The sequence below is a fragment of the Streptosporangium sp. NPDC002524 genome, from assembly GCF_040295985.1.
GTDB lineage: Bacteria > Actinomycetota > Actinomycetes > Streptosporangiales > Streptosporangiaceae > Streptosporangium.
The window spans coordinates 336485-362777 of record NZ_JBEOWK010000006.1; the positions used below are offsets into that span (position 1 = coordinate 336485).

The window sequence follows — 26293 nt, forward strand, 5'->3', positions numbered from 1 at the left end:
CCAGGCCGTCCAGTCCGTCCAGTCCGTCTAGGCCGAGGGGTCGAGGACCCCGAAGCTCACCAGGGCGATGATGACGATCCCGAGGGCGATCCGGTAGATCACGAAACCGGTGAACCGGTGGGTGCTGATGTACTTCAGGAACCACGAGACCGCCAGGTAGCCCACGATGAACGAGATCACGGTGGCCAGGATCGTGGGCCCCCACTCCGGGGCCGCGCCCTCGCCGATCTTGAACAGCTCCAGGAAGCCCGCGCCCAGCACGGCCGGGATGGCGAGCAGGAAGGAGTACTTGGCGGCCTCCTCGCGGCGGTAGTCCAGCAGCAGCCCGGCGCTGATGGTGCCGCCGGAGCGGGACACGCCGGGGATGAGGGCGAGCGACTGGGCGAAGCCGTAGATGAGGGCGTGGGTGAAGCTGAGGTGCCGCTCCAGGGTGAGCCTGTTGCGGGCGGTGTGGTCGGCGAACCACAGGACCAGGCCGAAGACGATCAGCGTCATGCCGATCAGGCGCAGGTCGCGGAAGGCGCCCTCGATGGAGTCCTTGAAGAGCAGGCCGAGCACCACGATCGGGATGGTGCCGACGATGACGTACCAGCCCATCCGGGCGGCGTGGTGGGCGCGCAGGGCGGGGGTCCACAGGGAGCGCGTCCAGGTGGAGACGATCTCCCAGATGTCCTTGCGGAAGTAGATGACCACCGCGGCCTCGGTGCCGAGCTGGATGACCGCGGTGAACGCGGCTCCCGGATCCTGCCAGCCGAAGAACGCCGACACGACCCTGATGTGGGCACTGGAGGAGATCGGCAGAAACTCCGTCAATCCCTGAATCAGTCCGAGGACCACCGCTTCGAACCAGCCGATCACTTGAGCACCTTCCGTACCAGCGCGTGCGTAACCTACGCGAGGCTAGCGGAGCGGCGGGGGAACTGTGACCCGGCCGTTCGGCCGATGCCGGTCGTGCTCCATCCGTGATCCCGTTCGCGAACGGCCGTACCTGGCCCTTCGCCCGCCGGGACGACTCCCGTCAGATCGTTCGGCCGCGGGCGTACCTGGCCGCCATCGTGTGGAACACCTCCTTCGGCACCCAGCGCTCCCGGTCGATCATCCTGACCACGCCGTAGGAGGCGAGGTCCCCCTCCCCAATACGGCCGAAGCCCGCGAAGGTGAACCAGAGCGCGGTGTCCACCCCCTCCTCGCGGGTGTTGCTCTGGCCGGGGAGGAACCCCGTGTCGTATTTGATCCCTTTCGCGCGCATCATTCTCCCGGTTGGTCGAGCGGTCGGTCGAACGGTCGGTCGAGCGGTTGGCCGAGACCGTTTTCCAGCAGGTCGAAGGCGAGCTCGACGTCCCCGCAGAGGCGCCTGCCCGCCTCGTCCGTCGAGGCGCCGGAGACCAGGTGGCGGAAGAACCTCTCCTGCAGGGTCAGCACCGAGGCGGTGATCTGGGCGGCCATCAGCGCGGCCGTCAGCTCGTCGCGTTCTTCGGCGAGCACCCGCGCCAGCGCCAGGCGCTGGCCGTGGAGCAGGTCGTTCGCCCCGCTGCTGAGGGCGGGGCTGGCGAAGATCACCCGCATCTGGACGATCAGCGTCTCCCTGTCGACCGCCTCCGCGGGCTCGGTGGCGAACCCCCGGTAGTGCTCCCGCAGCGCCTCCAGCGGCGACCGCCCGGCCGGCCGCGCGGCGACGATCCCCGCCAGATTCTCCTGGCCCACTCCCCGCAGGACGAGTGACTCCTTGGTCGGGAAGTATTTGAACAGCGTCACCTTCGCCACCTCGGCGGCCTCGGCGATCTCGTTGACGGTCACCGCGTCGAAGCCGCGCTCGGCGAACAGCCGCAGCGCCACCGCGGCGATCCGCCGCCGGGTCTGTTCCTTCTTCCGCTCCCGTAGTCCTGCCATGCGACCACTGTAAAACCGTACTAGGTTCAAAAGCAAACCCGGTTCATCTTTTTGCGACGAGGAACGGGGACGAGGAACGGGGGAGGCGGGCGGCTCGGCGAAGTGGCATATTCCTGGGTGCTGCGACCCGGGACGACGATCGGAGAGCTGGGCATGACGGACAAGACGATCGCGGACTTCTGGTTCGACCCCTCCTGCCCGTACACCTGGATCACCTCCCGGTGGCTGGTGGAGGTGGAGCGGGTGCGGCCCGTCGAGGTGCGCTGGCACGTGATGAGCCTGTCGGTGCTCAACGAGGGCCGCGAGGAGGATCCCGAGGGCGACACGGAGGGATACCTGTGGGTGCCCGTGCGCGTCTGCGCGGCCGTCCGGCAGGAGTACGGCCAGGAGGCGCTCGGGAGGCTCTACACCGCGATGTGGACCGCCGGGCGCGCCCGCGGGGAGGACTGGGCCGGTTCCCTGCACGACTCCCTGGTCGCCGCCGGCCTGCCGCCGGAGCTGGCCGAGGCCGGGACCTCGACGGCCTACGACGAGGCGGTGCGCGCCTCGCACGCGGAGGGCATCGGCCTGATCGGCGAGCACGTCGGCACCCCGGTGGTCGCCGTCACCGGCCCCGCCACCGGTGGCGGGCGCGTGGTGTTCTTCGGCCCGGTGATCTCCCGGACTCCGGTGGGCGAGCAGGCGGGCCGCCTGTGGGACGGGACGCTGCTGGTGGCCGCGACCCCGGGCTTCCACGAGCTCAAGGGCGCCCCGCACGAGGAGCCCCGGCTCGACGACGACCCGAGCTGACGGGCCGGGGCCGGGGGCGGGTCCGCTGAGAGGGGTTCCGCTGAGAGAGGTCCCTCCGAGAGCGGGCCTGCCACGAGCGGGCTGGCCAGGAGGGGTTCCTCCAATGAGAGGAGCTTCCCGAGCACGGTCTATCCGAGCACGGTCTTCCCGAGCACGGTCTTCCCGAGCACGGTCTTCCCGTGAGCTGTCTTTCCGCGAGGGGGTGCGGCCCGCGTGGCGGGCCGCCCGGACGGGAATCCGGACGGCCCGTGGAGGGGAAGGCGCGGGCCGCACCCGGTCTCGCTTACCGCCGCCGGGTCACCGTCCCGCTCACTGGCGGGTCAGCTTCACGTCGTCGACCCCGGCCTCGACCAGGGAGGCGCCCGAGGCGTCACCGGCCTCGACCAGGATGCGGACGCTCTGCCCCGCGAAGGCGGAGACGTCGACGTTGGCCGCGCCCCAGGCGCCGTTGCGGTTGGAGGCCGCGCCGAGCTGCTGGAACACCTGGGTGGTGGTGGAGCCGACGACCTTCACGCGCAGGAAGTCGGCGTTGGACGCGTTGGAACCGTGCGCCAGGTACCAGGAGAACGCCAGCCTCAGCGTTCCCGTCGAGGGCAGGGTGACGGCCGGGGACCGGACGCTGGTGATGCCTCCGTCGAGGTCGTAGTCGCCCGCGGCCGCGCCCGCGAGCCTGCCGGTGACCAGGTCGTTGGTGCCGCTGACGGTGGTGCCGAGCTGCTTGGCGCCGCTGGAGGTGGTGGCCTCGGGGTCACCGCGCTCCCACAGGCCGGAGGTGGCGGTGTCGGTCCCCGAGGGGTTGGTCGTCCAGCCGGTCGCGGTCTCGAAGGTGTCCTGCCAGACGACCGTCGGGGCCACGGCGGTCGCGGTCGTCCACACCGCGTAGGCGATGGCGTCGGCGTTGCGGTTCAGCGCGGTGTCGCTGATGTTGGACGTGGTGTCGCACGCCCGGTGGTAGCAGGGGTCGAACGCCTGCCCCGCCGTACCGCCCCAGAGGGTGGCCTGGGCGCTGGACTTGACGCCCTCGGCACCGGTGAAGGTGCCGCCCGCGGGGATGCCGACCGAGATGAACGGCCCGTAGTCGGAGCGGCCGTCGAAGTCGGTGCCCCGGGTGGACACGCCGATCGAGGTGAAGTACGCCTGGAGCGTCGCCTCCAGCTGCGCCGAACCCGCCGGGCCGGGGCCCGAGCCGACGCCGTCGGAGTTGTCGCCGTCGTAGACGAAGTAGCCGGCGTTGGGCGAGCCGACCATGTCGAAGTTGTAGTAGCCCTTGATCTTGGCCCGCTCGGTGGCCGGGAGGTTGTTCACGTAGTACTGGGAGCCGCGCAGGCCCAGCTCCTCGGCGCCCCACCACGCGAAGCGGAGGTGCTTGGTGGGTGCCAGCGACTGGCGGGAGACCTCGAGGGCGGTCTCCAGGATGGCGGCGCTGCCGGAGCCGTTGTCGTTGATGCCCGGTCCCGCGGTCACGCTGTCGAGGTGGGAGCCGACCATGAGGATGTCGTTCGGGTCACCGCCCGGCCAGTCGGCGATGACGTTGTAGCCGGTCGCGCCGTTGTAGGTGAACGACTGCAGGGAGGTGGTGAATCCCGCGCTGTTCAGCAGGCCCCTGACGTAGTTGGCCGAGGCCAGGTAGCCGGGGCGGCCGTGGGCGCGGTTGCCGCCGTTGGCGGTCGCGATGGACTGGAGCTGTGTGAGGTGTGCCTTAACGGCGGTCAGCGAGATGTCCGGTGGGGCCGCTGCCGACGCCGATGGTGCGGTGAACGCCAACGGGATGGCAAGGATCGCCGCCATGCCCATGGTCCACAGACTGCGCATCATGCTCCTCGGGTTTGAGGGTGTGTGGGTCCCCCGAGCGGCGCGCACCCGTGGCGGGTGCGCGCCGTACAGCGTGGTGGTGCGCTTGCGAAGAGCAGTCCCTAGCGGGCGGCGCCCTCGGGGGCCGCCGCGGACTTCGCCGCGGACTTGGCGAGTGCCGCGTTGCGGTCGGGAATGCCGGTCAGGTCGTAGGCGAAGTACGCGGTGCTGTAGCCCACGGCCTTGGAGTTGCGCTCGAGTGCGGCGGCGTTGATGTTGTCGATGCCGTCGCAGGCGGCGTGGTAGCAGGGGTCGTAGGCGAGGCCCGCGGTCCCGCCGAACTTGGCGGCCTGCTCGGGGGTCTTGATGCCCTCGGCGCCGGTGAAGATACCACCGGCCGGGATGCCGTTGGCGATGAACGCGCCGTAGTCGGAGCGGCCGGTGAAGTCGGTGCCCTCGAACGGCAGGTTCCGCTTGGTGTAGAACGCCTCGAGGCGCTTCTCGATCTCCGGCGATCCGGCCGGGCCCGCGGGGGCGCCCTCGGCGTCGGAGTCGTCACCGTCGTACAGGAAGGTGCCGTCGTTCGGCGAGGCGATCATGTCGAAGTTCAGGTAGAGCCTGATCTTGTCCTTCTCGGCCTGCGACAGGCCCGCGACGTACTGGTCGGAGCCGAGCAGGCCCAGCTCCTCGGCACCCCACCAGGCGAAGCGCACCTTGTACTTGGTCGGCACGTACGCCAGCTTCAGCGCGGTCTCCAGGACGGCGGCGCTGCCGGAGCCGTTGTCGTTGATGCCGGCGCCCTCGGGCACGCCGTCCAGGTGGGCGCCGACCGCGACGATCTCGCCGGACTTGCCCCAGCGGGTGTCGGCGATCAGGTTCTTGGTACGGCCGACCGTGGTCTCGGCGTCGACCTTGAGGCGGACGGTGGTGTTCGGGCTGTCGGCCAGGTCGAGGCCGACGGCCGTGCTCGCCATCACGATGGGGAAGCCGAAGCGCCACTCGATGATGTCGAAGACGAGCGGGTCCGTACGGCCGGGCTGGCCCTCGTTGAAGAAGATCACACCGGCCGCGCCCGCCGCCTTGGCGTTGGTGGCCTTGTCGATGAACGGGCAGGTGCCGCGCTGGATCAGCGCGATCCGGCCGGGGACGAATCCGGCGAAGTCGGAGGTCTCACAACCCGCCGTCGAGGTGTTCGGGGTCGGCGCCGGCGGGATCACGGGGTCGACCACCTGCACCTGCGCGGTGACGTCACCTCCGCTGGAGGAGATCACGGTCACGAAGTCGGCCGGGTTGGCGTAGGTCTTCGCCTCGGGGGCCGTCTGCTGCAGGACGGAGGGGCTCGCCTCCTCCCAGCCCAGCGGGAACTCGACGTCGGTCGTGGAGGTCTTGTATCCGGCCTTGCGCAGCTTGTCCTGCACGTAGGCGAGGGAGGCGTCGTAACCGGGCGAGCCCGCGGCGCGGTTGCCGCCGTTGGCGGTCGCGATCTGCTGGAACTTGTCCAGGTGCTTCTTGACGTTGCTGCCCTTGATCTGCGTCGCGAACACGTTAGCGAGGACGTCGGTGACGCCGGGGGATGCCGTGGTCGCGGTTGTCGCGCTCGCCGGGACGGTGAAGGCGAGGGGGAGAGCGATGGCCGTGACCAGGGTGGCGGTCTTGACCATGCTGCGTCGTAACCTCAGGCGCATAGCGCTCCTCGGGGTGGAACGGAGGGGGGATCCCCTATTACGTACATGGCGGAACGTACCGTGATCAACTGGTTTCGCCTAGATGTGCCGACGCTCGGATTCGAGAAAAGTTACCGAGCCGACCCTGACAGGGTTTTCTCAGGGGTGTCCCGGGAACGGGTGGGTTCCGGTCGTTCGTTTGAAGAGACGAAGAACACCGATTCGGGGAGAGGTATCGTGCACCGTTCGAGAAACCACAAGATAATCGCCGGGGTCTGCGGCGGGATCGCGGAGACCCTCAACATGCCGCCCACCCTTGTCCGGGTGTTCTGGCTGCTGCTCTCGCTCATCCCGGGGCCCCTGTGGGTCGCCTACGTGCTCATGTGGATCTTCGTCCCCAAGGCGCCCGCGGTCCGCTACTAGAGTCCCAGGACGTCCCCGGGGCGTCCGCGGTCCGCCGCTGAAAATAGGCTGGGGGCATGAGGCGACGCCCACTGTCCCTGGTCCAGGACGACCTGGTCGACTACGAGAAGGCCATGGAGCGGATGACCGACCTGGTCGGTCAGCGGCAGCGCGACGAGCGCTCCGACACGCTCTGGCTGCTCAGCCACCCGCAGGTCTACACCGTGGGCAGGCGAACCCCTGAGCAGCACCTGCCCGACCCCGCTCACGGCATCCCGGTCGTGAGCACGGGTCGCGGCGGGCAGCTCACCTACCACGGCCCCGGCCAGCTGGTCGGATACCTGGTCGTCAAGCTCGGCGAGGACGAGGGGATCGTCGACTACGTCCGCGAGGTCGAGCTGAGGCTCGTCCGCGCGCTCGGCGCGCTGGGGGTCGCGGCCGAGCGCCGCGACACCCCGCCGGGTTCGGAGCTGCTGACCGGCGTGTGGACGTCCGGGACGGGACGCAAGATCGTCTCGATCGGCATGCGGCAGAGCCGCGGTGTCACCAGCCACGGGTTCGCCCTCAACGTCGACGGCGACCTCACCCCGTGGGGCTGGGCGGTCGCCTGCGGCATGCCCGACGTCGACATGACCTCCATGGGACGCGAGGCCCCCGCCGCCGCGGCGATGGACCGGGTCCGCGCGGCGGTGGCGGAGGCCTTCGAGGCGAGCTGACGGGCTCTCGGGGAGTTTTTCGAGCTCGGAGGCTTTCGAACGCGCCCGGGTTCGCGCGGGCCGGTTCTCGGTGTACGGATCCGCACCGGTCGGTTCTCGGGGTACGAGTTCGCGCGGGCGGTTCTCGGGACACGGGTTCGAGCGGGCCCGGGTTCGCGCGGGCCGGTTCTCGGGGGTACGGGGTCCGAAGCGGTGACCGGCCCGGTCTCGGGGAGCGGGCCGGTCACCTCGTGCTCTCGGGGCGAGGGTCAGCCGATCGGCTCCTTGCCGGCCGGACCCGCCGACCCCGCCGACCCGGCCGGACCCGCCGGGCCCGCGGAGGCCGCCGGGTCGAACGCCTCCGCCATGTCGACCGTGCGGCGCGGGCCGGTGAACCAGTGCCTGGCCGACAGCGTCCACCACAGGCCCACGGCCAGCACCATCACGCCGACCACGATCGGCGAGTAGTTGACCGCGGTCCAGGTGAAGTCGTCGCTGAACGGCACCGCGGCCGGGACCAGCGGCATGATGAAGTAGACCGAGACGACGAAGATCTCGACGATGGCGATCCAGCACATGACCTTGTACTTCGACCCCAGCGTCCAGGGCCCCGGCTGGAACCGGTCGCCCATCCGCAGCCGGAGCCAGATCGGGATCGCGAAGGCGATGTAGAGGCCGATGACCGCCACCGACACGACCGCGTAGAAGGCGAGCGGCAGACCGCCGGGGGCCTCGTACAACGCGGGCAGGGTGAGGATCAGCGCGGCCGCGCAGCCGAAGACGATCGCGTTGACGGGGGTCCGGTTGCGGTCCACCCTCGACCACAGGCGCCAGCCGGGGATGGCGCCGTCGCGGGAGAAGGCGTAGGTCATCCGGGACATCGAGGTCACGCAGCTCATCCCGCAGAAGAACTGGCCGATGGTGGAGATCGCGAAGATCGCCGTGGCCAGGTTGCCGGGGAGCGCGCTGTCGAAGATGGCGCCGACGAAGCCGCCCGCCTCGTTGACCGCGTCCACGTCGGTGGCCGCGAACAGGAAGGCGAGGAGCAGGATCCAGCCGCCGATCGCCGAGTAGAAGATCGACTGCCACAGTCCCCTGGCGGCGGCGGTGGAGGCGCCCTGGGTCTCCTCGGACACGTGCGCGCACGCGTCGAACCCGGTGATCGTGTACTGGGTCAGCAGGAAGCCGAGCGGCAGCACGTAGAACCAGTACGACGAGTCGGAGAAGCCGGAGTTGTTGATCGTCTCGGTGAAGACGAACGACATCGACTGGTGCGAGTCGGGGCCGAAGACCAGGATCAGCACGACCACCGCCGCGCCGAACACGTGCCACCACACCGAGACGTTCTGCAGCGTCGAGATGAGCCGGTGGCTGAAGACGTTGATCAGGGCGTGCAGCACCAGGATGACCGCGAACAGGATGAACGCGTTGGTCAGGCTGGGGTCCCAGCCGGGGAAGAACCGGTTGAGGGTGATGTTCAGGAAGGTCGCGCAGCCGTAGTCGACCGAGGCCGTCACGGCGATCAGGCCGATGAGGTTGAACCACCCGGTGAACCAGCCGTGGATCGGCTTGCCCATCTTGGCGGCCCACCAGTAGATGCCGCCCGCGGTCGGATAGGCCGAGACCAGTTCCGACATGCACAGCCCGATGATCAGAATGAAGATCGAGATCAGCGGCCATCCCCACGCGATGGCGACGGGGCCACCGTTGTTCCAGGCCTGGCCGAACGTGGTGAAGCAGCCGGCCAGGATGGAGATGATCGAGAAGGAGATGGCGAAGTTGGAGAAGCCGCTCCAGGTTCTGGAGAGCTCCTGCTTGTATCCGAGTTCGGCGAGGCGTTTCGCGTCCTCGTCGACCGAGTCGACCGATGTTGGCTTGGTCACTCAAGCCTCCTTGCGTGGTGGTGCGGGGGGGTGGGGAGATCCGGGGCTCGCGCCCCGGACGTCGTCGACGAGCCGTCCGAACCCCGGGTCGTCCAGGTCCCGTACGGCTTGCGAGAACTTGTCGGCCGCCTCGGCCTCGTAGTCGAAGTCGGCGTCGGCCGCCTGCTCCTTGAGCAGCCCGTGGTGCACGGCGAACCAGAGCGTCCAGGTGAGGTTGGACATGATCAGGTTGAGCCGGACCCGGGAGGCGAGCCGCCGGTCGCCGGTGCCGAAGTAGGCGCGGGCCAGCCGGTCGGTGAGGTCCGGGTCGTAGTCCGCCTCGGCCGCGATGTCGCCCAGCTCGAAGGCCGGGTCGTTGTTCCCCGAGAGCTGGTAGTCGACGATCCTGACCTCGCTGCCGCAGCGGATGAAGTTCTCCGGCAGCAGGTCGTTGTGGCACGGCACCGTGGGCAGCGGATCGGCGGCGAGCGCCCGTTCGATCTCCGCCGCCGCGGGAAGACGGTCCCGGTAGCCGTCGGGTGTGCCCAGTTCGTGGGTACGGCAGAGGGCGAGGAACTCGTCGAGCTTGCGGAAGATGGAGAAGTCGTTGACGAACCTGGGCCCGGCGTGCAGCCGCCGGCAGGCCGCCGCGATCGGGCCGGGGATCGTCCGTACGGCGTGGGCGTCCAGGGTGACGCCGTCGAGATACTCCAGGACCAGCGCGCCCGGCAGCCGGTGCAGCACCTTGGGCCCGACTCCCGCGTCCGCGGCGTGGACCGTGTTGGCGATCTCCTGGTCGAGCGGTATGCCCAGGCCGGCCGCCGAGACCCGGGGGTCCAGCACGCGCAGCAGCCATCGCCGCCCGTCGGCCGTGGTGAGCCGGGAGATCCGGTGGCTGAGCCCACCCTTGATCAGAGTCTCGGTCACGGGCTGGTCAGCCCATTTACGGACGTCCGCTAGAGGATCTGGCATGCCGCCCTCCTTTGGCCTACCTTCATACCATTGATCCGATTCTGTGGACTAGTTGTTACAGAGGGGTTGCGCGCCTTGAAACTTCCCAGCTCCGCGCGAGCCGTCGTGATCGGCGGCGGGGTGGCCGGTTGCAGCGTCGCCTACCACCTGGCGAGGCTCGGCTGGACCGAGGTGATCCTCGTCGAACAGCACGAACTCACCGAGGGGACCACCTGGCACTCGGCCGGGTTCGTGGGCCAGCTCCGCTCCACGGTCACCCAGACCAAGATGATCATGTATTCGGCCGGGCTCTATCCCGAGCTGGCCGAGCTCACCGGGCTCGACCCGGGGTGGCACGGGGTGGGCGGCCTCCGCCTGGCCACCACGCCCGAGCGGGTGGAGGAGTCGCTGCGGCTGGCCGGGGCCGGGGAGACCTACGGGCTGGGCCTGGAGGTGATCACCGGCGCCGAGGCCAAGGAGATGCTCCCGCTGCTGCGTGCCGACGACGTGCGGGCCGCGCTCTGGCTGCCCGGGGACGGCTGGCTGGACCCGGCGCTGCTGGCCAGGGCGCTGGCGGCCGGGGCGCGGAAGCTGGGGGTGCGGATTCACACCGGGACCCGCGTGACGGGAATCGACGTGGCGGGGGGCGCGGTCACCGGGGTACGGCTCGCGTCGGGGGCCGAGGGGTCCGAGGATTTCGAGGAGTGGTCGGTCCAGGCGGAGACCGTCGTCGTCGCGGCCGGAGCGGCCAGCGGGCGGGTCGGGCGGCTGGCCGGTGTCGATATTCCGGTCGTGCCGATCAAACACCAATATGTCACCACCGAATCATTCGGGGTTCCGTCGTCCATGCCTACGGTGCGGGACCCAGACAACATTGTCTATTTCCGGGAAGGGGCCGGCGGAATTCTGGTAGGTGGATATATCCGGAATCCGGAGATATGGGATACGGATGCTCCACTGGATGAGCCGCGAACCGTCTTTCCCCCGGATATGCCGAAATTTCGGGAATCGTGGGAATCGGCGGTGCGGCGGGTCCCCGACCTGGCCCGTACCGAGATCACGAAGGTCGTGCACGGCCCCGAGGCGTTCACCCCCGACGGCGAGTTCCTCCTCGGCGAGACCCCGGTCCGCGGGCTGTGGGCGGCGGCCGGATTCTGCGTCCACGGCCTGGCGGCGGCCGGGGGCGTGGGCAAGGTGATGGCCGAGTGGATCGTGGATGGTTCGCCCGAATACGACATGTTCGGCATGGATTTGCGGCGTTTCGGAGCCCATGCCCGTTCCGCATCGTGGACCCGCGCCAAGGCCCTGGACTCGTACTCGAAGTACTACGACATCGTCTACCCCGGCGAGGAGCGCACCGCCGCCCGGCCGCTCCGCCGCTCGCCCGCCTGGGTGCGCCACGTGGAGCTGGGAGCGGCGTTCGGCGAGAAGTCCGGCTGGGAACGGGTCAACTGGTACGAACCCGCCCGGGACCTTCTCGCGGACGACGAGGGACCCCGCCCGGACGGCCAGACTGCTCCCCTGGACAGCGGGAGCCTCCCCGCTGACGGCCAGGCTGTCGCCCCGGACGGCCCGGGTCCCCGCCCGGACGGCTGGGCGGGCCGGATCTGGTCGCCCGCCGTACGCGAGGAGTGCCTGGCCACCCGCGACGCCGCCGGTCTCTTCGACCAGACCTCGTTCTCCAAGCTGGAGGTGTCGGGGCCCGGGGCCCTGGAGGGGCTGCAGCGGGCGTGCGCGGGACAGCTCGACAAACCGGCGGGCTCGATCGTCTACACCCAGCTCCTCAACGAGCGCGGCGGCATCGAGGCCGACCTGACCGTCACCCGCCTGGCGGAGGACCGGTTCCGGCTGGTCACCGGCACCGCCTTCGGCGTCCACGACGCCGCCTGGCTCCGGGGTCAGGGCCTCGACGTCCGCGACGTCACCTCGGCGCACGCCTGCTACTGCCTGTGGGGCCCGCGGGCGCTCGACATCCTCGGTTCCGTCTCCGGCGACGACCTGACCTTCGGCTACATGAGGGCCAGGGAGATCAGTGTCGGGAACGTCCCGGTGCTGGCCCAGCGGGTGACGTTCGTCGGAGAGTTCGGCTGGGAGCTGTACTGCCCGTCGGAGTACGGGCTGACGCTGTGGGACACGCTCATGGAGGCGGGCGCGCCGTACGGCATGCGCCCGGCCGGGTACCGCGCGATCGACTCGATGCGCCTGGAGAAGGGCTACCGCGTCTGGGGCATGGACATCACCCCGGAGACCACCCCCCACGAGGCGGGCCTGGGCTTCGCGGTCGCCCGCGACAAGGACTTCCTCGGCCGCGCGGCCCTGCAGGCCCGTGCGGGCGCCGGCGTCGATACCGGTGCGAGTGCGGGGACCGATATCGGGGCGAGTGCGAGTGCGGGGACCGGTGCGCCCGCGCGGCGTCTGTTCTGCCTGGTCCTGGACGACCCCAGCCAGGTCTGCCTCGGCGGGGAGCCGGTCCGCGCCGGTGGCCTGCCCGTCTCGCGGGTGACCAGCGGCGGGTACGGCCACCGTGTCGACCGCTCGATCGCCTACGCCTACCTGCCGGAGGGCACCGCCCCCGGCGACCGCGTGGAGGTCGGCGTCACCGGCACCTGGGCAGGCGCCGCCGTCACCGCGGAACCCCTCTACGACCCGTCCTCGGAACGCGTCCGGCGCCTGCCGTCCTGACCGCTCCCGGAGGCGCGCCCCACCGGTCCGGCGTGACGCCGCCGGAGAGAACCGGAGAGAAACGGAGGGCATCGGAGCGGGCCGGGGGAGTGCCGGGGCTGGCAAAGGCGCCGGTCGGCCGGGGTCCGGCCGGTTTCCCGGCCCTCCCCTGCCCCTCGCGGCTCCGGCGGCGGGCGAACGACACCCGTCCCTGATTTCCCATAGGTCCCGTCACGGACCCGCGTTTCGGCCATCCTGTGACCTGGAGACCGGAGTCAGATATACCCCCCTGGGGTTGCCGAAAAGGTGGTGGTGTGGCACTGTGGTCGAGCGAGTAGATACCCCCCATGGGTATGAGGAGGGATGGTCGAGATGAACGGCGCGATCAAGATGGGTGCGTACGCGCTGGGGCTGGCCGTGGTGTTCGGCGGGGCTCTGGGGGCGGGCCGGCTGGCCGGTCCGGTCGGGCCGGCGGGAAGCGCGGCGGCCGAGAGCTCTCGTGACACCGGCGCCGGAAGCGGCACCGGCACGGGCACCGAGCGGGGCGCGGGTCAGGACGCCGGGGCGGGTGCGGGCCACGGCGGCCACCAGGACGCCGGGCGGGAGACGACGGCCGCGAAGGCACTGACGCTTCCCGCGGGGCTCCAGGTCGCCCAGGGCGGATACATGCTCATGCCGGAGACCGACGAGGTCAAGGCGGGCAAGCGGGCCGACTTCCGCTTCTCGGTGATCGGTCCCGGCGGATCCCCCGTCACCGGCTTCACCACCCAGCACGACAAGAAAATGCACTTCATCGTGGTCCGCCGCGACCTGACGGGCTTCCAGCACCTGCACCCCACCCAGCTGGGAGGCGGGGTCTGGTCGGTCCCGCTCGACCTCCCCTCCGCCGGGGAGTACCGCGCGTTCGCCGACTTCGCCCCCGAGGGCGCGCAGCCCCTGACGCTCGGCATGGACCTGTCGGTGGCGGGCGACTACCGGCCCGAGCCGCCCGCGATCCCGGCCGAGACGGCCAAGGTGGGCGACTACACCGTCACCCTCGCGGGAGACCTCATCCCCGGCCGTACGAGCATGCTCACGCTCTCGATCGCCAAGGACGGCGAGCCGGTCACCGACCTGCAGCCCTACCTGGCCGCGTACGGGCACCTGGTCGCGCTGCGCGACGGTGATCTCGCCTACCTGCACGTGCATCCCGACGGCGCGCCCGGCGACGGGCGTACCGCGCCCGGCCCGAACATCACCTTCTACGCCGAGGTGCCGAGCGCGGGGACCTACGGGCTCTACCTGGACTTCAAGCACGCCGGGACCGTCCGTACCGCCGTGTTCACCGCCGCCACGAGCCCGGATCCCGAGGGGAGCACGGCCACGGCGCCGTCCGGGGACGGCCACGGGCACGGCCACCAGCCGTGAAATACCCCGTAGGGGTTACGTGTTCTCATAGCGAGGAGAGATGCATGCCTGGACACACCCCTCGCGCGGGCGACGCCCCGCGCCGGGCCGGGGGACGGGCCCGCTCCCGGGCGAGGGTTCCGGCCGTCGGGGGCATCGAGGCGGCGACGGCTCCGGGCCGCGTACGACGACAGAGAAGACGACAGAGGCAGAAGAGACAGAGAAGGCACGAGGAGAGGCCGTGACGTCCATGACCACCGGCGAAGCACCCGCCCGCGGTGAGATCGAGCTCGCCATCGGCGGCATGACCTGTGCCTCCTGCGCGGCCCGCATCGAGCGCAAGCTCAACAAGCTGGACGGCGTGACCGCGACCGTCAACTACGCCACCGAGAAGGCGAAGGTCGCCTACCCCGCCGGAGTCACCCCCGACGACCTGGTCGCGGAGGTGGCGAAGGCCGGATACACCGCCGAACCGCCCGCTCCGCCGGTGTCCGCCGAGCGGGACGGGACGGACGAGGACGAGAAGGAGGGGGAGCGCGCCGGGCTCGCTCCCCTCAGGCAGCGCCTGGTCACCTCGATCGTGCTGTCGGTGCCGGTCGTCGCGATGGCGATGATCCCGGCGCTGCAGTTCGACAACTGGCAGTGGCTCTCCCTCGCCCTGGCCGGACCCGTCGTGGTCTACGGCGGGTGGCCCTTCCACCGGGCGGCCTGGACCAACCTGCGGCACGGCGCCGCGACCATGGACACGCTGGTCTCTCTGGGGACGATCGCCGCCTTCTCCTGGTCCCTCTGGGCCCTGTTCTTCGGCACGGCGGGCATGCCGGGCATGCGGCACGGCTTCGAGTTCACCCTGTCCGGGGGCGACGGCTCGGGAAACATCTACTTCGAGGCCGCCGCCGGGGTGGTCACCTTCATCCTCGCGGGCCGTTACTTCGAGGCCCGCTCCAAGCGCCGCGCCGGTGCCGCGCTCCGCGCGCTGCTGTCGATGGGCGCCAAGGACGTCACGCTGGCCTCCGGGGAGATCGTCCCGGTCGGCGGGCTCACGGTGGGCGACCTCTTCGTCGTACGGCCGGGGGAGAAGATCGCGACGGACGGCGTGGTCGAGGAGGGGTCCTCGGCCGTGGACGCGTCCATGCTGACCGGCGAGTCGGTCCCCGTCGAGGTGCGGCCGGGCGACGCGGTGGTCGGCGCCACCGTGAACGCCGGGGGGCGCCTCGTGGTGAGGGCCACCCGGGTCGGCTCGGACACCCAGCTCGCCCAGATGGCCAGGCTGGTGGAGGACGCGCAGAACGGCAAGGCCGCCGTGCAGCGGCTGGCCGACCGGATCTCCGCGGTGTTCGTGCCGATCGTGATCGCGCTGTCCGTGGCGACCCTCGGCTTCTGGCTCGGTACCGGCTCCGGAGCCGCCGCGGCCTTCACCGCCGCCGTGGCGGTGCTGATCATCGCCTGCCCCTGCGCCCTGGGCCTCGCCACGCCGACCGCGCTGATGGTCGGCACCGGCCGGGGCGCCCAGCTGGGCATCCTGATCAAGGGGCCGGAGGCGCTGGAGTCGACCCACGGCATCGACACCGTGGTCCTGGACAAGACCGGCACCGTGACCTCGGGCACGATGACCCTCAAGGACGTCTTCCCCGCCGCCGGTGAGGAGCGCGAGGAGGTGCTCCGGCTCGCCGGGGCGCTGGAGGGCGCCTCCGAGCACCCCGTGGCCCGCGCCGTCGCCCGCGCGGCGGACTCCACCGCCCAGGTCGAGGACTTCGCGAACGTCGAGGGCCTCGGCGTCCAGGGCGTCGTCGACGGGCACGCCGTGCTCGTCGGGCGGCCCCGGCTGCTCGCCGACTGGTCGCAGCACCTGCCGCCCGAGCTGGAGGAGGAGCTGGAGCGGGCACGGGCACGCGGGGAGACGGCCGTCGCGGTCGGCTGGGACGGGAAGGCCCGCGCGGTGCTCACCGTCGCCGACGCGATCAAGCCCACCTCGGCCGAGGCGGTCACCGCGCTGCGCGCGCTCGGCCTGCGCCCGGTCCTGCTGACCGGCGACAACGAGACGGTGGCCCGTACGGTCGCCGAGGCCGTCGGAATCGAGGACGTGATCGCCGACGTGCTCCCCGCCGACAAGGTGGAGGTCGTCAAGCGGCTCCAGGCGGAGGGCCGTACCGTGGCCATGATCGGCGACGGGGTCAACGACGCCGCCGCCCTCGCCCAGGCCGACCTCGGCATGGCGATGGGCACCGGCACCGACGTCGCGATCGAGGCCTCCGACCTCACCCTGGTCGGGGGCGACCTGCGGGTGGCCGCCGACGCGATCAGGCTGTCCCGCCGCACGCTGCGCACCATCCGGAGCAACCTGTTCTGGGCCTTCGCCTACAACGTGGCGGCCATCCCGCTGGCCGCGCTCGGGCTGCTCACCCCGATGATCGCCGGGGGCGCGATGGCGCTCTCCTCGGTGTTCGTGGTCAGCAACAGCCTGAGGCTGCGCCGCTTCAGGTGAGGGGCGCCTTCGAGGGGTGCCCTGACGGAGTGTTCGGGTGAGGGTTGTCTTTGAGGGGGCTCTGGCGGCGCGTTCGGGTGAGGGATGCCATTGAGGGGTGCCTCGGTGGCGTGATCAGGTGAGGGGCGCCCTCGCGGCGCGGGCGTTATGGTGGAGTCCGCGCGGCAGGGCGCACCCGGTCCGCGGGAAGGGCAGAGCCCACCTGAGCACCACACTGCTCATCGGCCGACCTCCTTTTCGGCCCGATCACGCGGACGTCGGGCGTGACGAAAGGGAGGCATCCGTGCCTGTTCGCCGTCTTCCCGACAACCCCAGCCTCGAATACCTGAGGAACCAGGCCAAGCGCCTCAAGAAGGTGGTCCGCGCCGCCGACACCGCCGCGCTGGAACTGGTCGCCGAGTTCCACCCCCGCCCGCTTCCCGGCCCCCTGGGACGGCCCGCTGGACCGCCGCTGGTCGTGGGAGACCCGCTCTCCGGGTTCCGGGCGCGGCCCGCTGGATCGCCGGTCGAGGGAGATCCGCGCTCCGGGCTCATCGCACGCCCCGCTGGACCGTCGCCGGTCGGGGGCCCGCGTTCGCCGGAGGGGTTCACGCTGGCCGACGCCCAGCTGACGGTCGCGAGGTCGTACGGCTTCGCGAGCTGGCCCCGGCTCCGCGCCCATCTCGACGTCCTCGCGCGGCACTCCCGCTCACCCCACCTGGTGCCCCGCAGCGCGGACCCGGTCGCGGAGTTCCTCCGGCTGGCCTGCCTGCCGTACGGGAACGACGACCCTTCGCGCCGTCGCGAGGCGGCGCGGGCGCTCGCCCTGGACCCGGGACTCGCCGTCGCGAGTGTCCACACCATGGCCGCGACCGGTCAGGCTGAGGCGATGGCCGCGACACTGGCGGCCGACCCGGCCCAGGCGCGGGCCGAGGGCGGGCCGCACCGGTGGGAGCCGCTGCTCTACATGGCGTACTCGCGGGTCGAGGGCGGCGACGCGCTGGAGACCGCCCGGTCGCTGCTCGCGCACGGTGCCGACCCGGACGCGGGATACCTGTGGGACGGGCTGACCTCGCCGTTCACCGCGCTCACCGGGGTCTTCGGCGGCGGCGAGCGCGGCGAGCCGCCGCACCCGCGCTCCGCCGAGCTGGCCAGGCTCCTGCTGGAGGCGGGCGCCGATCCCAACGACGGCCAGACCCTCTACAACCGGGGGCTCTGCGGATTCGGCTCCGACGACACCGAGCACCTGGAACTGCTCTTCGAGTACGGCCTCGGCCGGGGGGACGGCGGGCCGTGGCACCGGCGCCTCGGTCCCACGCACGCGACACCGGAGCAGATGCTCCAGGACGAGGTGTTCGCCTCGGTCATCAGGGGGCGGCCCCGGCGCCTGCGGCTCCTGATCGAGCGCGGCGCGGGCGTCGACGGCCCCGGCACCGGCCATCCGATCTTCGAGGGCCGTACGCCCTACGAGCTGGCCGTGCTCGGCGGGAACGTCGAGATGGCCGCGATGCTCGCGGAGGCCGGGGCGGCGGGTTCCCTGGACGAGGTCGACCTGTTCCTGGGCGCCTGCATGCGCGCCGAGCGCCTGGACGCCGCTCCCGGCCTGGTGGCCAGGGCCGTCGAGCGCGTGCCGCACCTGGTCAACCGGGCGGCGGTGAGCGGAAACGTCGAGGCGGTGCGGCTGATGGCCTCACTCGGGTTCGAGGTCGGCCTCGTGCGCCGGACGTCGCCGCTGCACGAGGCCGCGTGGGCGGGGGACCTGCCCATGGTCAGGGCTCTCCTGGAACTCGGCGCCGACCCGTCCGCGCGTGACACCGAGTTCGGCGCCACGCCCCAGGGGTGGGCCGAGCACGGGGGACGGCACGAGGTCGCGGCCTACCTCGCCTCCCTCTGACCTCTGCCCCTCTGACGTCGGGCCTCTGATCTCTGCTCGCGGGCCCGGCGACCGGCCGGTCGCCGGGCCCGCGAGCGGGTCAGACCGGCGCGGGCGCTCCCGCGCCGAGTCCGTCGCGCTCCGACAGCTGGAGGATCTCCTCGACCGCGACCTCGTCCGCGGTGTAGATGTGCGGCACGTCGACGAACACCCTCATCGACCCGCAGCCCACCGTGAGGCAGTCCGCGACCTCGCGCTGGATGCCGCGCAGCGGCACGTAGTTCAGATAGGACGTGAACACGTTCTGCGACCGGAAGGCGGCGGTCATGACCAGCCGCCCGGCACGAAGCCTGAAGGCCAGGCTGGTCAGGCAGGGCACCGCGTCGGGAGGCTCGCCGGGAGCGGTCAGCGAGATCCAGCCGCTCTTGGTGTACGGCTTGGCGCGCAGCACGTCGGAGATCCAGCCGAGCTGGTCGACACCGAGGAACTGGCGGAGCCGCCCTCCGTAGCTGTACTTGAACGGCGGGACGACGGACCGTTCGCTGAACTTGCTGGAGTACAGCGGGATCTTCCCGGTGTCGCCGTAGCATTTCAGCACCGGATCGTCCCAGGCCAGGCCGGTGACCTCGAACAGCACCGCCGGAGCCTCGATGATCGGGCCGCGGTCGTCCAGGGCGGGCCCGCCGTTGTGTGTCACGTATCGCATCAGCCAGATCCACGTCTCCCCACAAGACGCGAATCTGAGGAGGTCGGACATTCAGGTCTCCACGTTGGGAAAATGGAAGGGATTGTGTGGGAGCCGGCGTTGCCGGGAGACATTGGCGCGTACGTAGTAGACGAAATAGTGGACCAGCGCGAGCAGACCGATGATCACCAGCAGCAGGGCCGTGGTCGGCGCCGCGCCGATCATCCCGAGCACTCCGACCGCGATGTAGGAGCTGTTGACCAGGGCCAGCATCATCACGTTGATCCCCGGCCAGGCCATCGGCGCGTACGTCTCCGGATAGCGGGGATCCACCGGCAGGTTGGGAGTCCAGCCGAGGGCGGCGAACTGGTCCTTGAGGTGGACCGCGTAGAGCAGGCGGAAGTTGTTGAGCGCCCGCGCGGTCCTCATGTGCGCGTTGACCGCCTCGATCAGCCGCAGGAAGGGCAGCACGCTGAGCAGCCCGAACGCGGCGACCATCGCGAACAGGTGCCAGGGGACGTTGTGCCAGGTGGTCAGCATGGCAGGACTGACCACCTTCGCGCTCGCCAGCGCGACCGCGGCGGCGAACGGGGCCGCGAGCAGGCTCATGGACAGCCGGGTCATCTTGATGCGCTCGTCCTTGGCCGCCAGGTAGACCTGGTAGGTCCCGCTGAAGTCCACGGACACGAGGGCGAGGAATTCCCCGGGTGCCACGGGCAGCCCGTCCAGGCTCTCGGGTAGTGCTTCCGCGGTCGTCCGCGGCGACGTCTTCCGCATCGGGACCCCACCTTCGCCGGATAGTGGATTTTCCCGTAAGAAGATATTGACCCACTTGTCAGGTGAATGAGTGCGTTTTAACGACATACGTCTCAGACATCTACGCGGCGCCTTTCGTCTACCCGCGCGTCAGTGCCCCTCCGCCGCCCCGAACCCCTCGTCCAGCAGGGCCTCCTCCACGGAGGGGGCCATCGTGAAGTAGGTCAGCAGCCCGGTGGTGGCCATCATGTGGCGCAGCGTCCGGCTCACCCCGGCCAGCACCAGGCGGGTCCGGGTCTCCTGGCTCCTGCGCAGGAGCCACAGCAGCTCCGCGAGCCCGGTGGAGTCGCAGAAGGTGAGCCCCTCCAGGTCGAGGATGAGCCAGGGCCCGACCTGGGCCCGCGTGTCCCGAGACGTCTCGAAGGACTCGTGGGGGGAGAGGACCTGTGGCGGGGGAGAGAGCGAGGTCATCGTGGAGAGCGACGACTGCCCGTCCGACGGCTGCTCGTCCGGTGGCGGCCTGTCCGGGGAGAGGGGAGAGGGGCCATCGGGGAAGAGCGGTGGCGGGCTTCCCGGGGGCGGCGGCCCTTGCGGTACGGGAGGCGGCGGGCTCCCGGGAAAGAACGGGGAGGGAGGCTCGGGCGACAGCGGTGACGGCGGCTCCGAGGGGAGCGGACCTCCCGCGGTGAGCGGTACTTCCGAGAGGAACGGCGTCCCCTGCGGAAGCGGCGCCTCCGAGGGGAACGGTGTCCCCGGGAGAAGCGGTGACAGGCCGGGGAACGCCGCCGGAGGCGCCGGGAACCCGGACGGCGAGGGGTCCGGAAGCTGGGACGGCGAGAGGGCCGGGAGCTGGGACGGTGAGGGCGCCGGAAGGTCGGGGGATACGTCGAGCGGCAAGGGAACCGGGGAGAGCTCGGAGGGTGAGTTACCGGCGCCCATGCTCCAGGCCCGGATGATCTCTCTCCGGAAGGTCGGCGCATAGTCGTAGTCAAGCTCGCCGATCGCCCGGACCACGATGGCGCTTCCGCGTACACCGGCCGATATCGAGAGGGTGTTCACACCTTCGGGTGGCATGGAAAGACTCCTTAGACCCGCAGTTCACAGGGCGGGCGTTCCCTCCGTCTTACCAGGTATGCAGTTCTGGTCGCCCCGATGGCGGGGAATTACAGTGTACTTGCGTGATTTCGTCCTACCTTGCAGATGGCGGGGAAGAACCACCTGCTCGAAGCCCTGGCCATCGGGCCTACGTCCCGGACGGACGACCCGCCGCGCGGGCCTGGCCAAGCAAACACTCCTGTCGCGCCGAACGAGACGGACCGGAACGAGGCGGGACGGGACGGTCCGGAGCAAGTCGGCACGGGCTGGAACAGGCTGGAACGGGCTGGAAAACCGGCAGGCCGACCCCTCGATCAAGGGGCCGACCTGCGCGTTCCGGTGACACCCCGGCAGGGGCGTTGTGGTGCCCAGCAGACTCGGGCAATGAAGGGACCGGCTTGCGCGTCCCGGTGGCCCCGGGGCCGGATGGGTCGTGCGAGGTACGACTGGATCAGAGGCCGGACCAGAGGCCGGATCAGAGACCGGACCGCGTGCCCGAGCTGATCCGGGCCGTCGTCACCGGCTGGAGCGCCGTAACCGGTTGGGCCGTGCCGGCGGGCAGGTGAGGTTCGCGTTCCGTACGGGATCGTGCCGCTTCTTCCCGCAACTCAGCCACTCCCGTCGCTTTGGGTGTCCTCGGTGCCGGGCGTAGGCGCATGCCGCGTTCGGAGGCCGGGCGTGGTCCGATCTCCTTGCCGAGGCCCAGTCGATGGAGAAGCCACCCCAGGGCGCCTCCCAGGGCCACGACCCCCGCGCCGATCCAGAAGAAGGGGACGCTGGCGACCACCATCGCCACCCCGGAGATCGCGAAGCCGGTGATGCAGACGATCGAGCCGGTCCAGCCCGCCACGGTGTGTCCCATGTCGTGCTCTTCGTGGATCTCCGCCAACTCCGCGAGGTCTTTTCCTATCCCCACGACGTCTCCTCCATCTGAAGCGCCGATCCGTGCCGTCCCTCGTCGCCCTCCGTGGGCCGTGAGGGGTCGCCGGGCGGCAGGCGCTAGGTTGAATCCGCTCGTATCATTTATCTCACGAGCTAAGCTTCTTAGATAGTAAGGAGAGTTCGCGGTGGAACGCAAGCCGGAGGCCGGTGCCTCGCCGCCGGAGGTCCTGGCCCGGATGGACCAGCTGATCGCGTTGAGCCTGGTCGGGCAGCACACGCTCGCCGAGCGCCTCGGCATCAACGTCACGGACCTGACGTGCCTGGGCTTCGTCCTCGGCGCGGGGGAGGAGGCACTCACCGCGGGACGTCTCGCCGAGCTGGCCGGTCTCACCACGGGGGCCGTCACCGGGGTGGTCAATCGCTTGGAGGGTGCCGGATACGCCCGGCGCGTTCCCGATCCGGACGACCGCCGTCGTGTCCGGATCGTCCCGGAAAAGGATTCGGCCGCCCGCATCGCGGCGGCGTACGAGCCCACCTACCGGCGGCTCACCGAGCTCTTCGAGAGCTACGGCCCGGACGAGCTGGCCGCCATCTCCGACTGGTTCACGCGCGCCGCCGACGCCATGCGGATCTCTCTCGCCGAGATCCGCGAATCCCCGGCTCCCTGAGGCGGGATGTCACGCCTTGGCCTGATCGCCGCGTTCGAGGTCCGCCGTGTTGGAGGTCCGCCGCGTTCGGGGTCCGCCGCGTTCGGGGTCCGCGGTGTTCGAGGTCCGCGGTGTTCGAGGTCCTACGGGTTCGCCGGCCGGGAGAGCGAGGAGGGCGGCCGGAGGGGGCGACCTGGGGAAGCCGGGGCGGCGCGCGGCCGGTTCCCGGCCAACGCTCATCCTCCGTCGCGGCGCGCGTTCTGCTTCGCGATTCCCTGGAGGACCTCGGTGACGTGGGGCGCGCAGACCGGATCGCGGGAGTGCCTGCCGGAGAACCAGCGCGTTTCGATCACATAGTCGGCCGGATGGCCGCAGAGACACTTGCCGGGAGCCCCGGAATCTGCCGGTACGACCGCTGTGCGGTGGGTCACCATGAGCTAACTTTAGACTCGTTTGACGCTTTTATGATGTTTCCTCGTTCTTTTTACTAATAAATCGATTGGTGCTGGCCCGGAACCGCGCCGCCCTCCGATAGGGAGGACTCTCCGGGCCGGAACGACGAGTGCGGGCGGTGGTTCACCCGACGCCGGCGGGCAGCGGTTCGGCGATCCGCGCGCCCGCCAGATCGGCGCTGACGGCGAACTTCCCCGACAGCCCGCTGACCTTCAGCAGCCCGCGCACCACCGGCGCCGGCGCGATCAGCCGCAGCGTGCCACCGTGCCGTACGGCCCTGCGCAGGGTGGAGAGCAGCACGGCCACCCCGCTGGCGTCCATGGCGGTGACCATGGACATGTCGAGGAGGAGCCGGTATCCCGGGCGGCCCAGCGCGGCCAGCAGGTGCTCGCGAAGCGCGTGGGCGGTGAAGATGTCGATCTTCCCTGCGACGTCGCAGACCATCCAGTCCGGGTGGGCGTGCGTGGACAGGTCCATACGGACCTCCGATCGGCGGCCACGGGCGTCAGCCCGTGAGGCGTCCGTTGGAATGGGCGGGCGGTGTGACCGATCGACGCCGCTGTGGCGATGTCGAAAGTGTGCCACACCGGGGTGCGTTTTCGTGGTGCCTGCGCGTCATCACCGCCGTTTCCGGGGCCGGTGATCCGCTTCTCACCGATACCCGGCCCGGTGAATTCGCTTTCCCGGAGCCCTCGGTACTCACCGTTCGTTACGCGGGACTCGTCCTTTACGCGGGACCCACCCGCTCGCCGCCGGGCCGGACCCGCTCGCCGCCGGGACTCACCCGGTCGCCGCCGAGCCGGACCCGAGTGCCGCCAGCGCGGCGGCCACCGCCGGGGGGCCGAGCGTCGCGGCCGGTACGTCGGCGAACTCCACGGTGCAGTCCGAGAGCCCGCCGATGGCCACGACCGCGCGGGCGCGGGCGGCCAGGTCGGGGTCCGGGCCGAGCAGCAGGGCGGTGAGCCGCCGCCGCCAGCTGCCCATGCGGGGCCCCAGGTCGAGATGGGCCAGGGTGGACAGGTCGCGTACCACCATCACGGTCACCTCCCGGTGCCGGAAGGTGATGTCGAAGTAGCCCTGGAGGAGCTCGCGAGGGCTCTGCGGCGCGTTCGCCTCGGTGTCGGCCAGGAAGGCGTCGACGTCGTCGATCAGCGGCTGGACGATGCTGCGGAGCAGGTCCTCCCGCGAGGTGAAGTGGTAGTAGAGCGCGGGCTTGGTGATTCCGAGGCGGTCGGCGATGTCGCGCAGGCTCGTCTGCTGCACGCCCTTCTCGGCGAACAGCTCCCGTGCGACCGCCTGGATGCGTGCCTTGGTGTCGGACGGTCTCGCCACCTGTCGCTCTCTCCTGTCCTCGTGCCGGACTCCCGTACGCGCGGGCGTCCTCGTGCTCGGGACCAAGGGTACCGGCACGGCGAAGGGGACTGACTTAACGATAGGTAAGTACTTGTGCGTGGCCCCCCGAAGGACTTACCTTCCGTTAAGTAAAACAGCTTGAGGGGAAGGAAAGACCATGCGAATCCTCGTCTCCGGAGCCGGCGTCGCGGGGCCCGTCCTGGCGTACTGGCTGGACCACCACGGCTTCGAGGTCACCGTGGTGGAGCGGGCGCCGACGCTGCGCAGGACGGGCGGGCACGCGGTCGACCTGTTCAGACCGGCCATGGAGATCGTGGAGCGGATGGGCCTGCTCCCCGCCGTCCAGGAGAGGGAGACGGGCACCCGCCTCCTCACCGTCGTCGGCGCGGGGAGCGAGCGGCCCGTGAGCCTGGACGTCGGACGCCTCGTCATCGCGTTCTCCGACCGGCATGTCGAGATCATGCGCGACGACCTGGGCGAGATCCTGCACGGGGCGACCCGCGACCGGGTGGAGTACGTGTTCGGCGACTCGATCACGTCCCTGCGGGAGGACGCCGACGGGGTCGGCGTCACCTTCGAGACGGGCGCGCCCCGCAGGTTCGACCTGGTGATCGGCGCCGACGGCGTCCACTCGAACGTACGCGGCCTGACCTTCGGCGAGGAGTCGCGGTTCGCCGAGTTCGTCGGCACCTACCTCGGCGTCTTCTCCCTGCCCGACCACCGCGACCTCGACGCCGAGATGCTGGCGTACAGCGACGTGGGCAGGATGGCCGCCTTCTACAGCGCGGCGCACCTGGACGAGGCGCGGGCGATCCTCCTGTTCCGCAGCCCGGAGCTGGACTACCACCACCGCGACGTCCCGCGCCAGAAGCGGCTGCTGCGGGAGGCGTTCTCCGGGGCGGGCTGGGAGGTGCCGAGGCTGCTCGACGAGATGGACGAGAGCTCCGCCTTCTACTTCGACTCGATCACCCAGATCCGGATGGACTCCTGGTCACGCGGCCGGATCAGCCTGGTCGGCGACGCGGGCTACTCGCCGGGCGCGGCGGTCGGGGGCGGCACCAGCCTCGCGGTGGTCGGCGCCTACGTCCTCGCCGGGGAGCTGGCGGTGGCCGGGGGCGACCACGAACGGGCCTTCCGCGCGTACGAGAGCGAACTGGGCGAGTACGTGCGGCACAGCCGGGAGCTGGGCCGCAAGATGGCGAAGACCCTCGTCCCGGACAGCCGGTTCCAGCTGTGGACCACCATGCGGAGCACGTCGCTGCTCGCCCGCCTCCCCCACGGCGTGATCCGCGCCCTGGCCGGGCTCCGGCGTACGGGCGCGCGCCCGCACGACACGATCGAGCTCAAGGACTACTCCCGCCGGGAACGGGCCGGGCATGAGGCCGAGCGTGAGGCCGGGCGTGAGGAGGCATGAGGCCGGGCGGGCCCGGTCATCCGAACCGCCAGCGTGTCGCCGTCCTGCCGTCCGGGCCGTAGCCGAAGGCGCGCGTGGGCGTGACCTGATAGAGGCCGTACTCGGGTGAGCCGGGAAGGCTGTCCTCGTAGACGGAGCCGTCGCGCACCGCGAACTCCCACTCGTACTTCTCCTTGAAGGCGGCGGACACCAGCCGGAGCTCGTCCTCGTCCCGCCCCCGGGTGGCCCTGCCCTCGACCACCAGGTCGAGGGTCTCACCGGCGACGGTGATGACGCAGCTGGGGTTGCCGGCGAGGTTCCTGGCCTTGCGGGATCCCGGGCGGGTCGCGATCCAGGGCGCGTCGCGGGCCCAGACCAGCAGCACGGGCATGGCGTGTGCGCGGCCGTCGGGCCGCACGGTCGAGATCCAGGCCTTCGGCGCGGACTCCAGGCAGGCCCGCGCCTCGTCCCACGGTTTGAGCGTCGCCTCGTCCGTGCTGATCGGTGTCGCGTCGGCCTCGCCGAACAGGAGCTCGGCGACGGGTGTCGTCACGGTCGTCGCGGGTCTGCTCATCCTCGGGGTCCTGACTCCTCGTCGGGT

24 protein-coding genes are annotated in these 26293 nt (G+C 70.8%); 9 read left to right on the top strand and 15 right to left on the bottom strand.

Annotated features, from left to right (window positions below):
- Positions 1-27 precede the first annotated feature (27 nt).
- The 3 genes from ABT053_RS13045 to ABT053_RS13055 form a co-directional block, all read right to left on the bottom strand.
- On the bottom strand, positions 28-858 hold the full coding sequence (locus tag ABT053_RS13045; protein WP_350969146.1) for an undecaprenyl-diphosphate phosphatase: 831 nt from the start codon (positions 856-858) through the stop codon (positions 28-30).
- A gap of 160 nt (positions 859-1018) precedes the next feature.
- Positions 1019-1249 (bottom strand): hypothetical protein, encoded by a 231-nt coding sequence (locus ABT053_RS13050; protein ID WP_350969147.1) that lies wholly within the window; start codon positions 1247-1249, stop codon positions 1019-1021.
- A complete protein-coding gene (locus ABT053_RS13055) occupies positions 1249-1890 on the bottom strand; it encodes a TetR family transcriptional regulator (RefSeq protein WP_350969148.1) in 642 nt (213 codons plus the stop codon). The genes ABT053_RS13050 and ABT053_RS13055 overlap by 1 nt, the downstream gene beginning before the upstream one ends.
- A gap of 153 nt (positions 1891-2043) precedes the next feature.
- Between ABT053_RS13055 and ABT053_RS13060 the strand changes: the two genes are divergently transcribed.
- A complete protein-coding gene (locus tag ABT053_RS13060; protein ID WP_350969274.1) occupies positions 2044-2679 on the top strand; it encodes a mycothiol-dependent nitroreductase Rv2466c family protein in 636 nt (211 codons plus the stop codon).
- 309 nt (positions 2680-2988) lie between these two features.
- Here the strand turns inward: ABT053_RS13060 and ABT053_RS13065 are convergent, their stop codons facing one another.
- The gene (locus tag ABT053_RS13065) at positions 2989-4491 is read right to left on the bottom strand and encodes a M28 family metallopeptidase (RefSeq protein ID WP_350969149.1); all 1503 of its coding nucleotides are present in this window, start codon (positions 4489-4491) and stop codon (positions 2989-2991) included.
- A gap of 101 nt (positions 4492-4592) precedes the next feature.
- Entirely contained in the window at positions 4593-6155 is a 1563-nt protein-coding gene (locus tag ABT053_RS13070) for a M28 family metallopeptidase (protein WP_350969150.1), read from the bottom strand.
- A 216-nt stretch (positions 6156-6371) separates the two neighbouring features.
- Here ABT053_RS13070 and ABT053_RS13075 point away from each other — a divergent pair, with 216 nt between their 5' ends.
- A complete protein-coding gene (locus tag ABT053_RS13075) occupies positions 6372-6557 on the top strand; it encodes a PspC domain-containing protein (RefSeq protein WP_344743060.1) in 186 nt (61 codons plus the stop codon).
- A 56-nt stretch (positions 6558-6613) separates the two neighbouring features.
- Complete coding sequence (gene lipB / locus ABT053_RS13080) at positions 6614-7252, top strand: lipoyl(octanoyl) transferase LipB (protein WP_350969151.1); 639 nt, start codon at positions 6614-6616, stop codon at positions 7250-7252.
- A gap of 248 nt (positions 7253-7500) precedes the next feature.
- Here lipB and ABT053_RS13085 read toward each other — a convergent pair whose 3' ends face one another.
- Positions 7501-9114: an amino acid permease gene (locus ABT053_RS13085; protein WP_350969152.1), complete on the bottom strand. Its 1614-nt coding sequence runs from the start codon at positions 9112-9114 to the stop codon at positions 7501-7503.
- Entirely contained in the window at positions 9115-10065 is a 951-nt protein-coding gene (locus tag ABT053_RS13090; RefSeq protein ID WP_350969153.1) for a phosphotransferase, read from the bottom strand.
- Positions 10066-10140: 75 nt separating this feature from the next.
- Here ABT053_RS13090 and ABT053_RS13095 point away from each other — a divergent pair, with 75 nt between their 5' ends.
- From ABT053_RS13095 to ABT053_RS13110, 4 genes are all read left to right on the top strand, one after another.
- Positions 10141-12726: a GcvT family protein gene (locus ABT053_RS13095; RefSeq protein WP_350969154.1), complete on the top strand. Its 2586-nt coding sequence runs from the start codon at positions 10141-10143 to the stop codon at positions 12724-12726.
- 342 nt (positions 12727-13068) lie between these two features.
- Positions 13069-14112 carry a DUF8832 domain-containing protein gene (locus ABT053_RS13100; RefSeq protein ID WP_350969155.1) on the top strand — a complete coding sequence of 348 codons (1044 nt, stop codon included), beginning with the start codon at positions 13069-13071 and terminating at the stop codon, positions 14110-14112.
- A 229-nt stretch (positions 14113-14341) separates the two neighbouring features.
- Positions 14342-16576 (top strand): heavy metal translocating P-type ATPase, encoded by a 2235-nt coding sequence (locus tag ABT053_RS13105; protein WP_350969275.1) that lies wholly within the window; start codon positions 14342-14344, stop codon positions 16574-16576.
- A gap of 283 nt (positions 16577-16859) precedes the next feature.
- Entirely contained in the window at positions 16860-18449 is a 1590-nt protein-coding gene (locus ABT053_RS13110) for an ankyrin repeat domain-containing protein (RefSeq protein WP_350969156.1), read from the top strand.
- A 79-nt stretch (positions 18450-18528) separates the two neighbouring features.
- On the opposite strand, the gene ABT053_RS13115 is transcribed toward ABT053_RS13110, so the two are convergent.
- The 4 genes from ABT053_RS13115 to ABT053_RS13130 form a co-directional block, all read right to left on the bottom strand.
- On the bottom strand, positions 18529-19134 hold the full coding sequence (locus ABT053_RS13115; RefSeq protein ID WP_350969157.1) for a thymidylate synthase family protein: 606 nt from the start codon (positions 19132-19134) through the stop codon (positions 18529-18531).
- A gap of 51 nt (positions 19135-19185) precedes the next feature.
- A complete protein-coding gene (locus ABT053_RS13120; RefSeq protein ID WP_350969158.1) occupies positions 19186-19890 on the bottom strand; it encodes a hypothetical protein in 705 nt (234 codons plus the stop codon).
- A gap of 129 nt (positions 19891-20019) precedes the next feature.
- The gene (locus tag ABT053_RS13125) at positions 20020-20340 is read right to left on the bottom strand and encodes an STAS domain-containing protein (RefSeq protein ID WP_350969159.1); all 321 of its coding nucleotides are present in this window, start codon (positions 20338-20340) and stop codon (positions 20020-20022) included.
- A 1099-nt stretch (positions 20341-21439) separates the two neighbouring features.
- Positions 21440-21880 carry an HGxxPAAW family protein gene (locus tag ABT053_RS13130; RefSeq protein WP_350969160.1) on the bottom strand — a complete coding sequence of 147 codons (441 nt, stop codon included), beginning with the start codon at positions 21878-21880 and terminating at the stop codon, positions 21440-21442.
- A gap of 151 nt (positions 21881-22031) precedes the next feature.
- Here ABT053_RS13130 and ABT053_RS13135 point away from each other — a divergent pair, with 151 nt between their 5' ends.
- Positions 22032-22514, top strand: coding sequence for a MarR family winged helix-turn-helix transcriptional regulator (locus ABT053_RS13135; RefSeq protein ID WP_350969161.1), 483 nt, complete (start codon positions 22032-22034; stop codon positions 22512-22514).
- A gap of 215 nt (positions 22515-22729) precedes the next feature.
- Here ABT053_RS13135 and ABT053_RS13140 read toward each other — a convergent pair whose 3' ends face one another.
- From ABT053_RS13140 to ABT053_RS13150, 3 genes are all read right to left on the bottom strand, one after another.
- Positions 22730-22927 carry a hypothetical protein gene (locus ABT053_RS13140; RefSeq protein ID WP_350969163.1) on the bottom strand — a complete coding sequence of 66 codons (198 nt, stop codon included), beginning with the start codon at positions 22925-22927 and terminating at the stop codon, positions 22730-22732.
- A 142-nt stretch (positions 22928-23069) separates the two neighbouring features.
- Positions 23070-23423, bottom strand: a complete 354-nt coding sequence (locus tag ABT053_RS13145) for an STAS domain-containing protein (protein ID WP_350969164.1) — start codon at positions 23421-23423, stop codon at positions 23070-23072.
- 303 nt (positions 23424-23726) lie between these two features.
- A complete protein-coding gene (locus ABT053_RS13150) occupies positions 23727-24278 on the bottom strand; it encodes a TetR/AcrR family transcriptional regulator (protein WP_350969165.1) in 552 nt (183 codons plus the stop codon).
- A gap of 178 nt (positions 24279-24456) precedes the next feature.
- Here ABT053_RS13150 and ABT053_RS13155 point away from each other — a divergent pair, with 178 nt between their 5' ends.
- The gene (locus ABT053_RS13155; RefSeq protein WP_350969166.1) at positions 24457-25713 is read left to right on the top strand and encodes an FAD-dependent monooxygenase; all 1257 of its coding nucleotides are present in this window, start codon (positions 24457-24459) and stop codon (positions 25711-25713) included.
- Between the two features lie 16 nt (positions 25714-25729).
- On the opposite strand, the gene ABT053_RS13160 is transcribed toward ABT053_RS13155, so the two are convergent.
- Positions 25730-26266: a pyridoxamine 5'-phosphate oxidase family protein gene (locus tag ABT053_RS13160; protein WP_350969167.1), complete on the bottom strand. Its 537-nt coding sequence runs from the start codon at positions 26264-26266 to the stop codon at positions 25730-25732.
- Positions 26267-26293 lie beyond the last annotated feature (27 nt).

What these genes read in the sequence shown, in the direction of transcription:
- ABT053_RS13125 (WP_350969159.1), bottom strand. Translation starts at nt 20,340, where the DNA reads ATGACCTCGCTCTCTCCCCCGCCACAGGTCCTCTCCCCCCACGAGTCC.
- ABT053_RS13090 (WP_350969153.1), bottom strand. Translation starts at nt 10,065, where the DNA reads ATGCCAGATCCTCTAGCGGACGTCCGTAAATGGGCTGACCAGCCCGTG.
- ABT053_RS13070 (WP_350969150.1), bottom strand. Translation starts at nt 6,155, where the DNA reads ATGCGCCTGAGGTTACGACGCAGCATGGTCAAGACCGCCACCCTGGTC.
- ABT053_RS13065 (WP_350969149.1), bottom strand. Translation starts at nt 4,491, where the DNA reads ATGCGCAGTCTGTGGACCATGGGCATGGCGGCGATCCTTGCCATCCCG.
- ABT053_RS13050 (WP_350969147.1), bottom strand. Translation starts at nt 1,249, where the DNA reads ATGCGCGCGAAAGGGATCAAATACGACACGGGGTTCCTCCCCGGCCAG.
- ABT053_RS13100 (WP_350969155.1), top strand. Translation starts at nt 13,069, where the DNA reads ATGGTCGAGATGAACGGCGCGATCAAGATGGGTGCGTACGCGCTGGGG.
- ABT053_RS13060 (WP_350969274.1), top strand. Translation starts at nt 2,044, where the DNA reads ATGACGGACAAGACGATCGCGGACTTCTGGTTCGACCCCTCCTGCCCG.
- ABT053_RS13160 (WP_350969167.1), bottom strand. Translation starts at nt 26,266, where the DNA reads ATGAGCAGACCCGCGACGACCGTGACGACACCCGTCGCCGAGCTCCTG.
- ABT053_RS13055 (WP_350969148.1), bottom strand. Translation starts at nt 1,890, where the DNA reads ATGGCAGGACTACGGGAGCGGAAGAAGGAACAGACCCGGCGGCGGATC.
- ABT053_RS13120 (WP_350969158.1), bottom strand. Translation starts at nt 19,890, where the DNA reads ATGCGGAAGACGTCGCCGCGGACGACCGCGGAAGCACTACCCGAGAGC.
- ABT053_RS13115 (WP_350969157.1), bottom strand. Translation starts at nt 19,134, where the DNA reads ATGCGATACGTGACACACAACGGCGGGCCCGCCCTGGACGACCGCGGC.
- ABT053_RS13105 (WP_350969275.1), top strand. Translation starts at nt 14,342, where the DNA reads ATGACCACCGGCGAAGCACCCGCCCGCGGTGAGATCGAGCTCGCCATC.
- lipB (WP_350969151.1), top strand. Translation starts at nt 6,614, where the DNA reads ATGAGGCGACGCCCACTGTCCCTGGTCCAGGACGACCTGGTCGACTAC.
- ABT053_RS13140 (WP_350969163.1), bottom strand. Translation starts at nt 22,927, where the DNA reads ATGGTGACCCACCGCACAGCGGTCGTACCGGCAGATTCCGGGGCTCCC.
- ABT053_RS13145 (WP_350969164.1), bottom strand. Translation starts at nt 23,423, where the DNA reads ATGGACCTGTCCACGCACGCCCACCCGGACTGGATGGTCTGCGACGTC.
- ABT053_RS13155 (WP_350969166.1), top strand. Translation starts at nt 24,457, where the DNA reads ATGCGAATCCTCGTCTCCGGAGCCGGCGTCGCGGGGCCCGTCCTGGCG.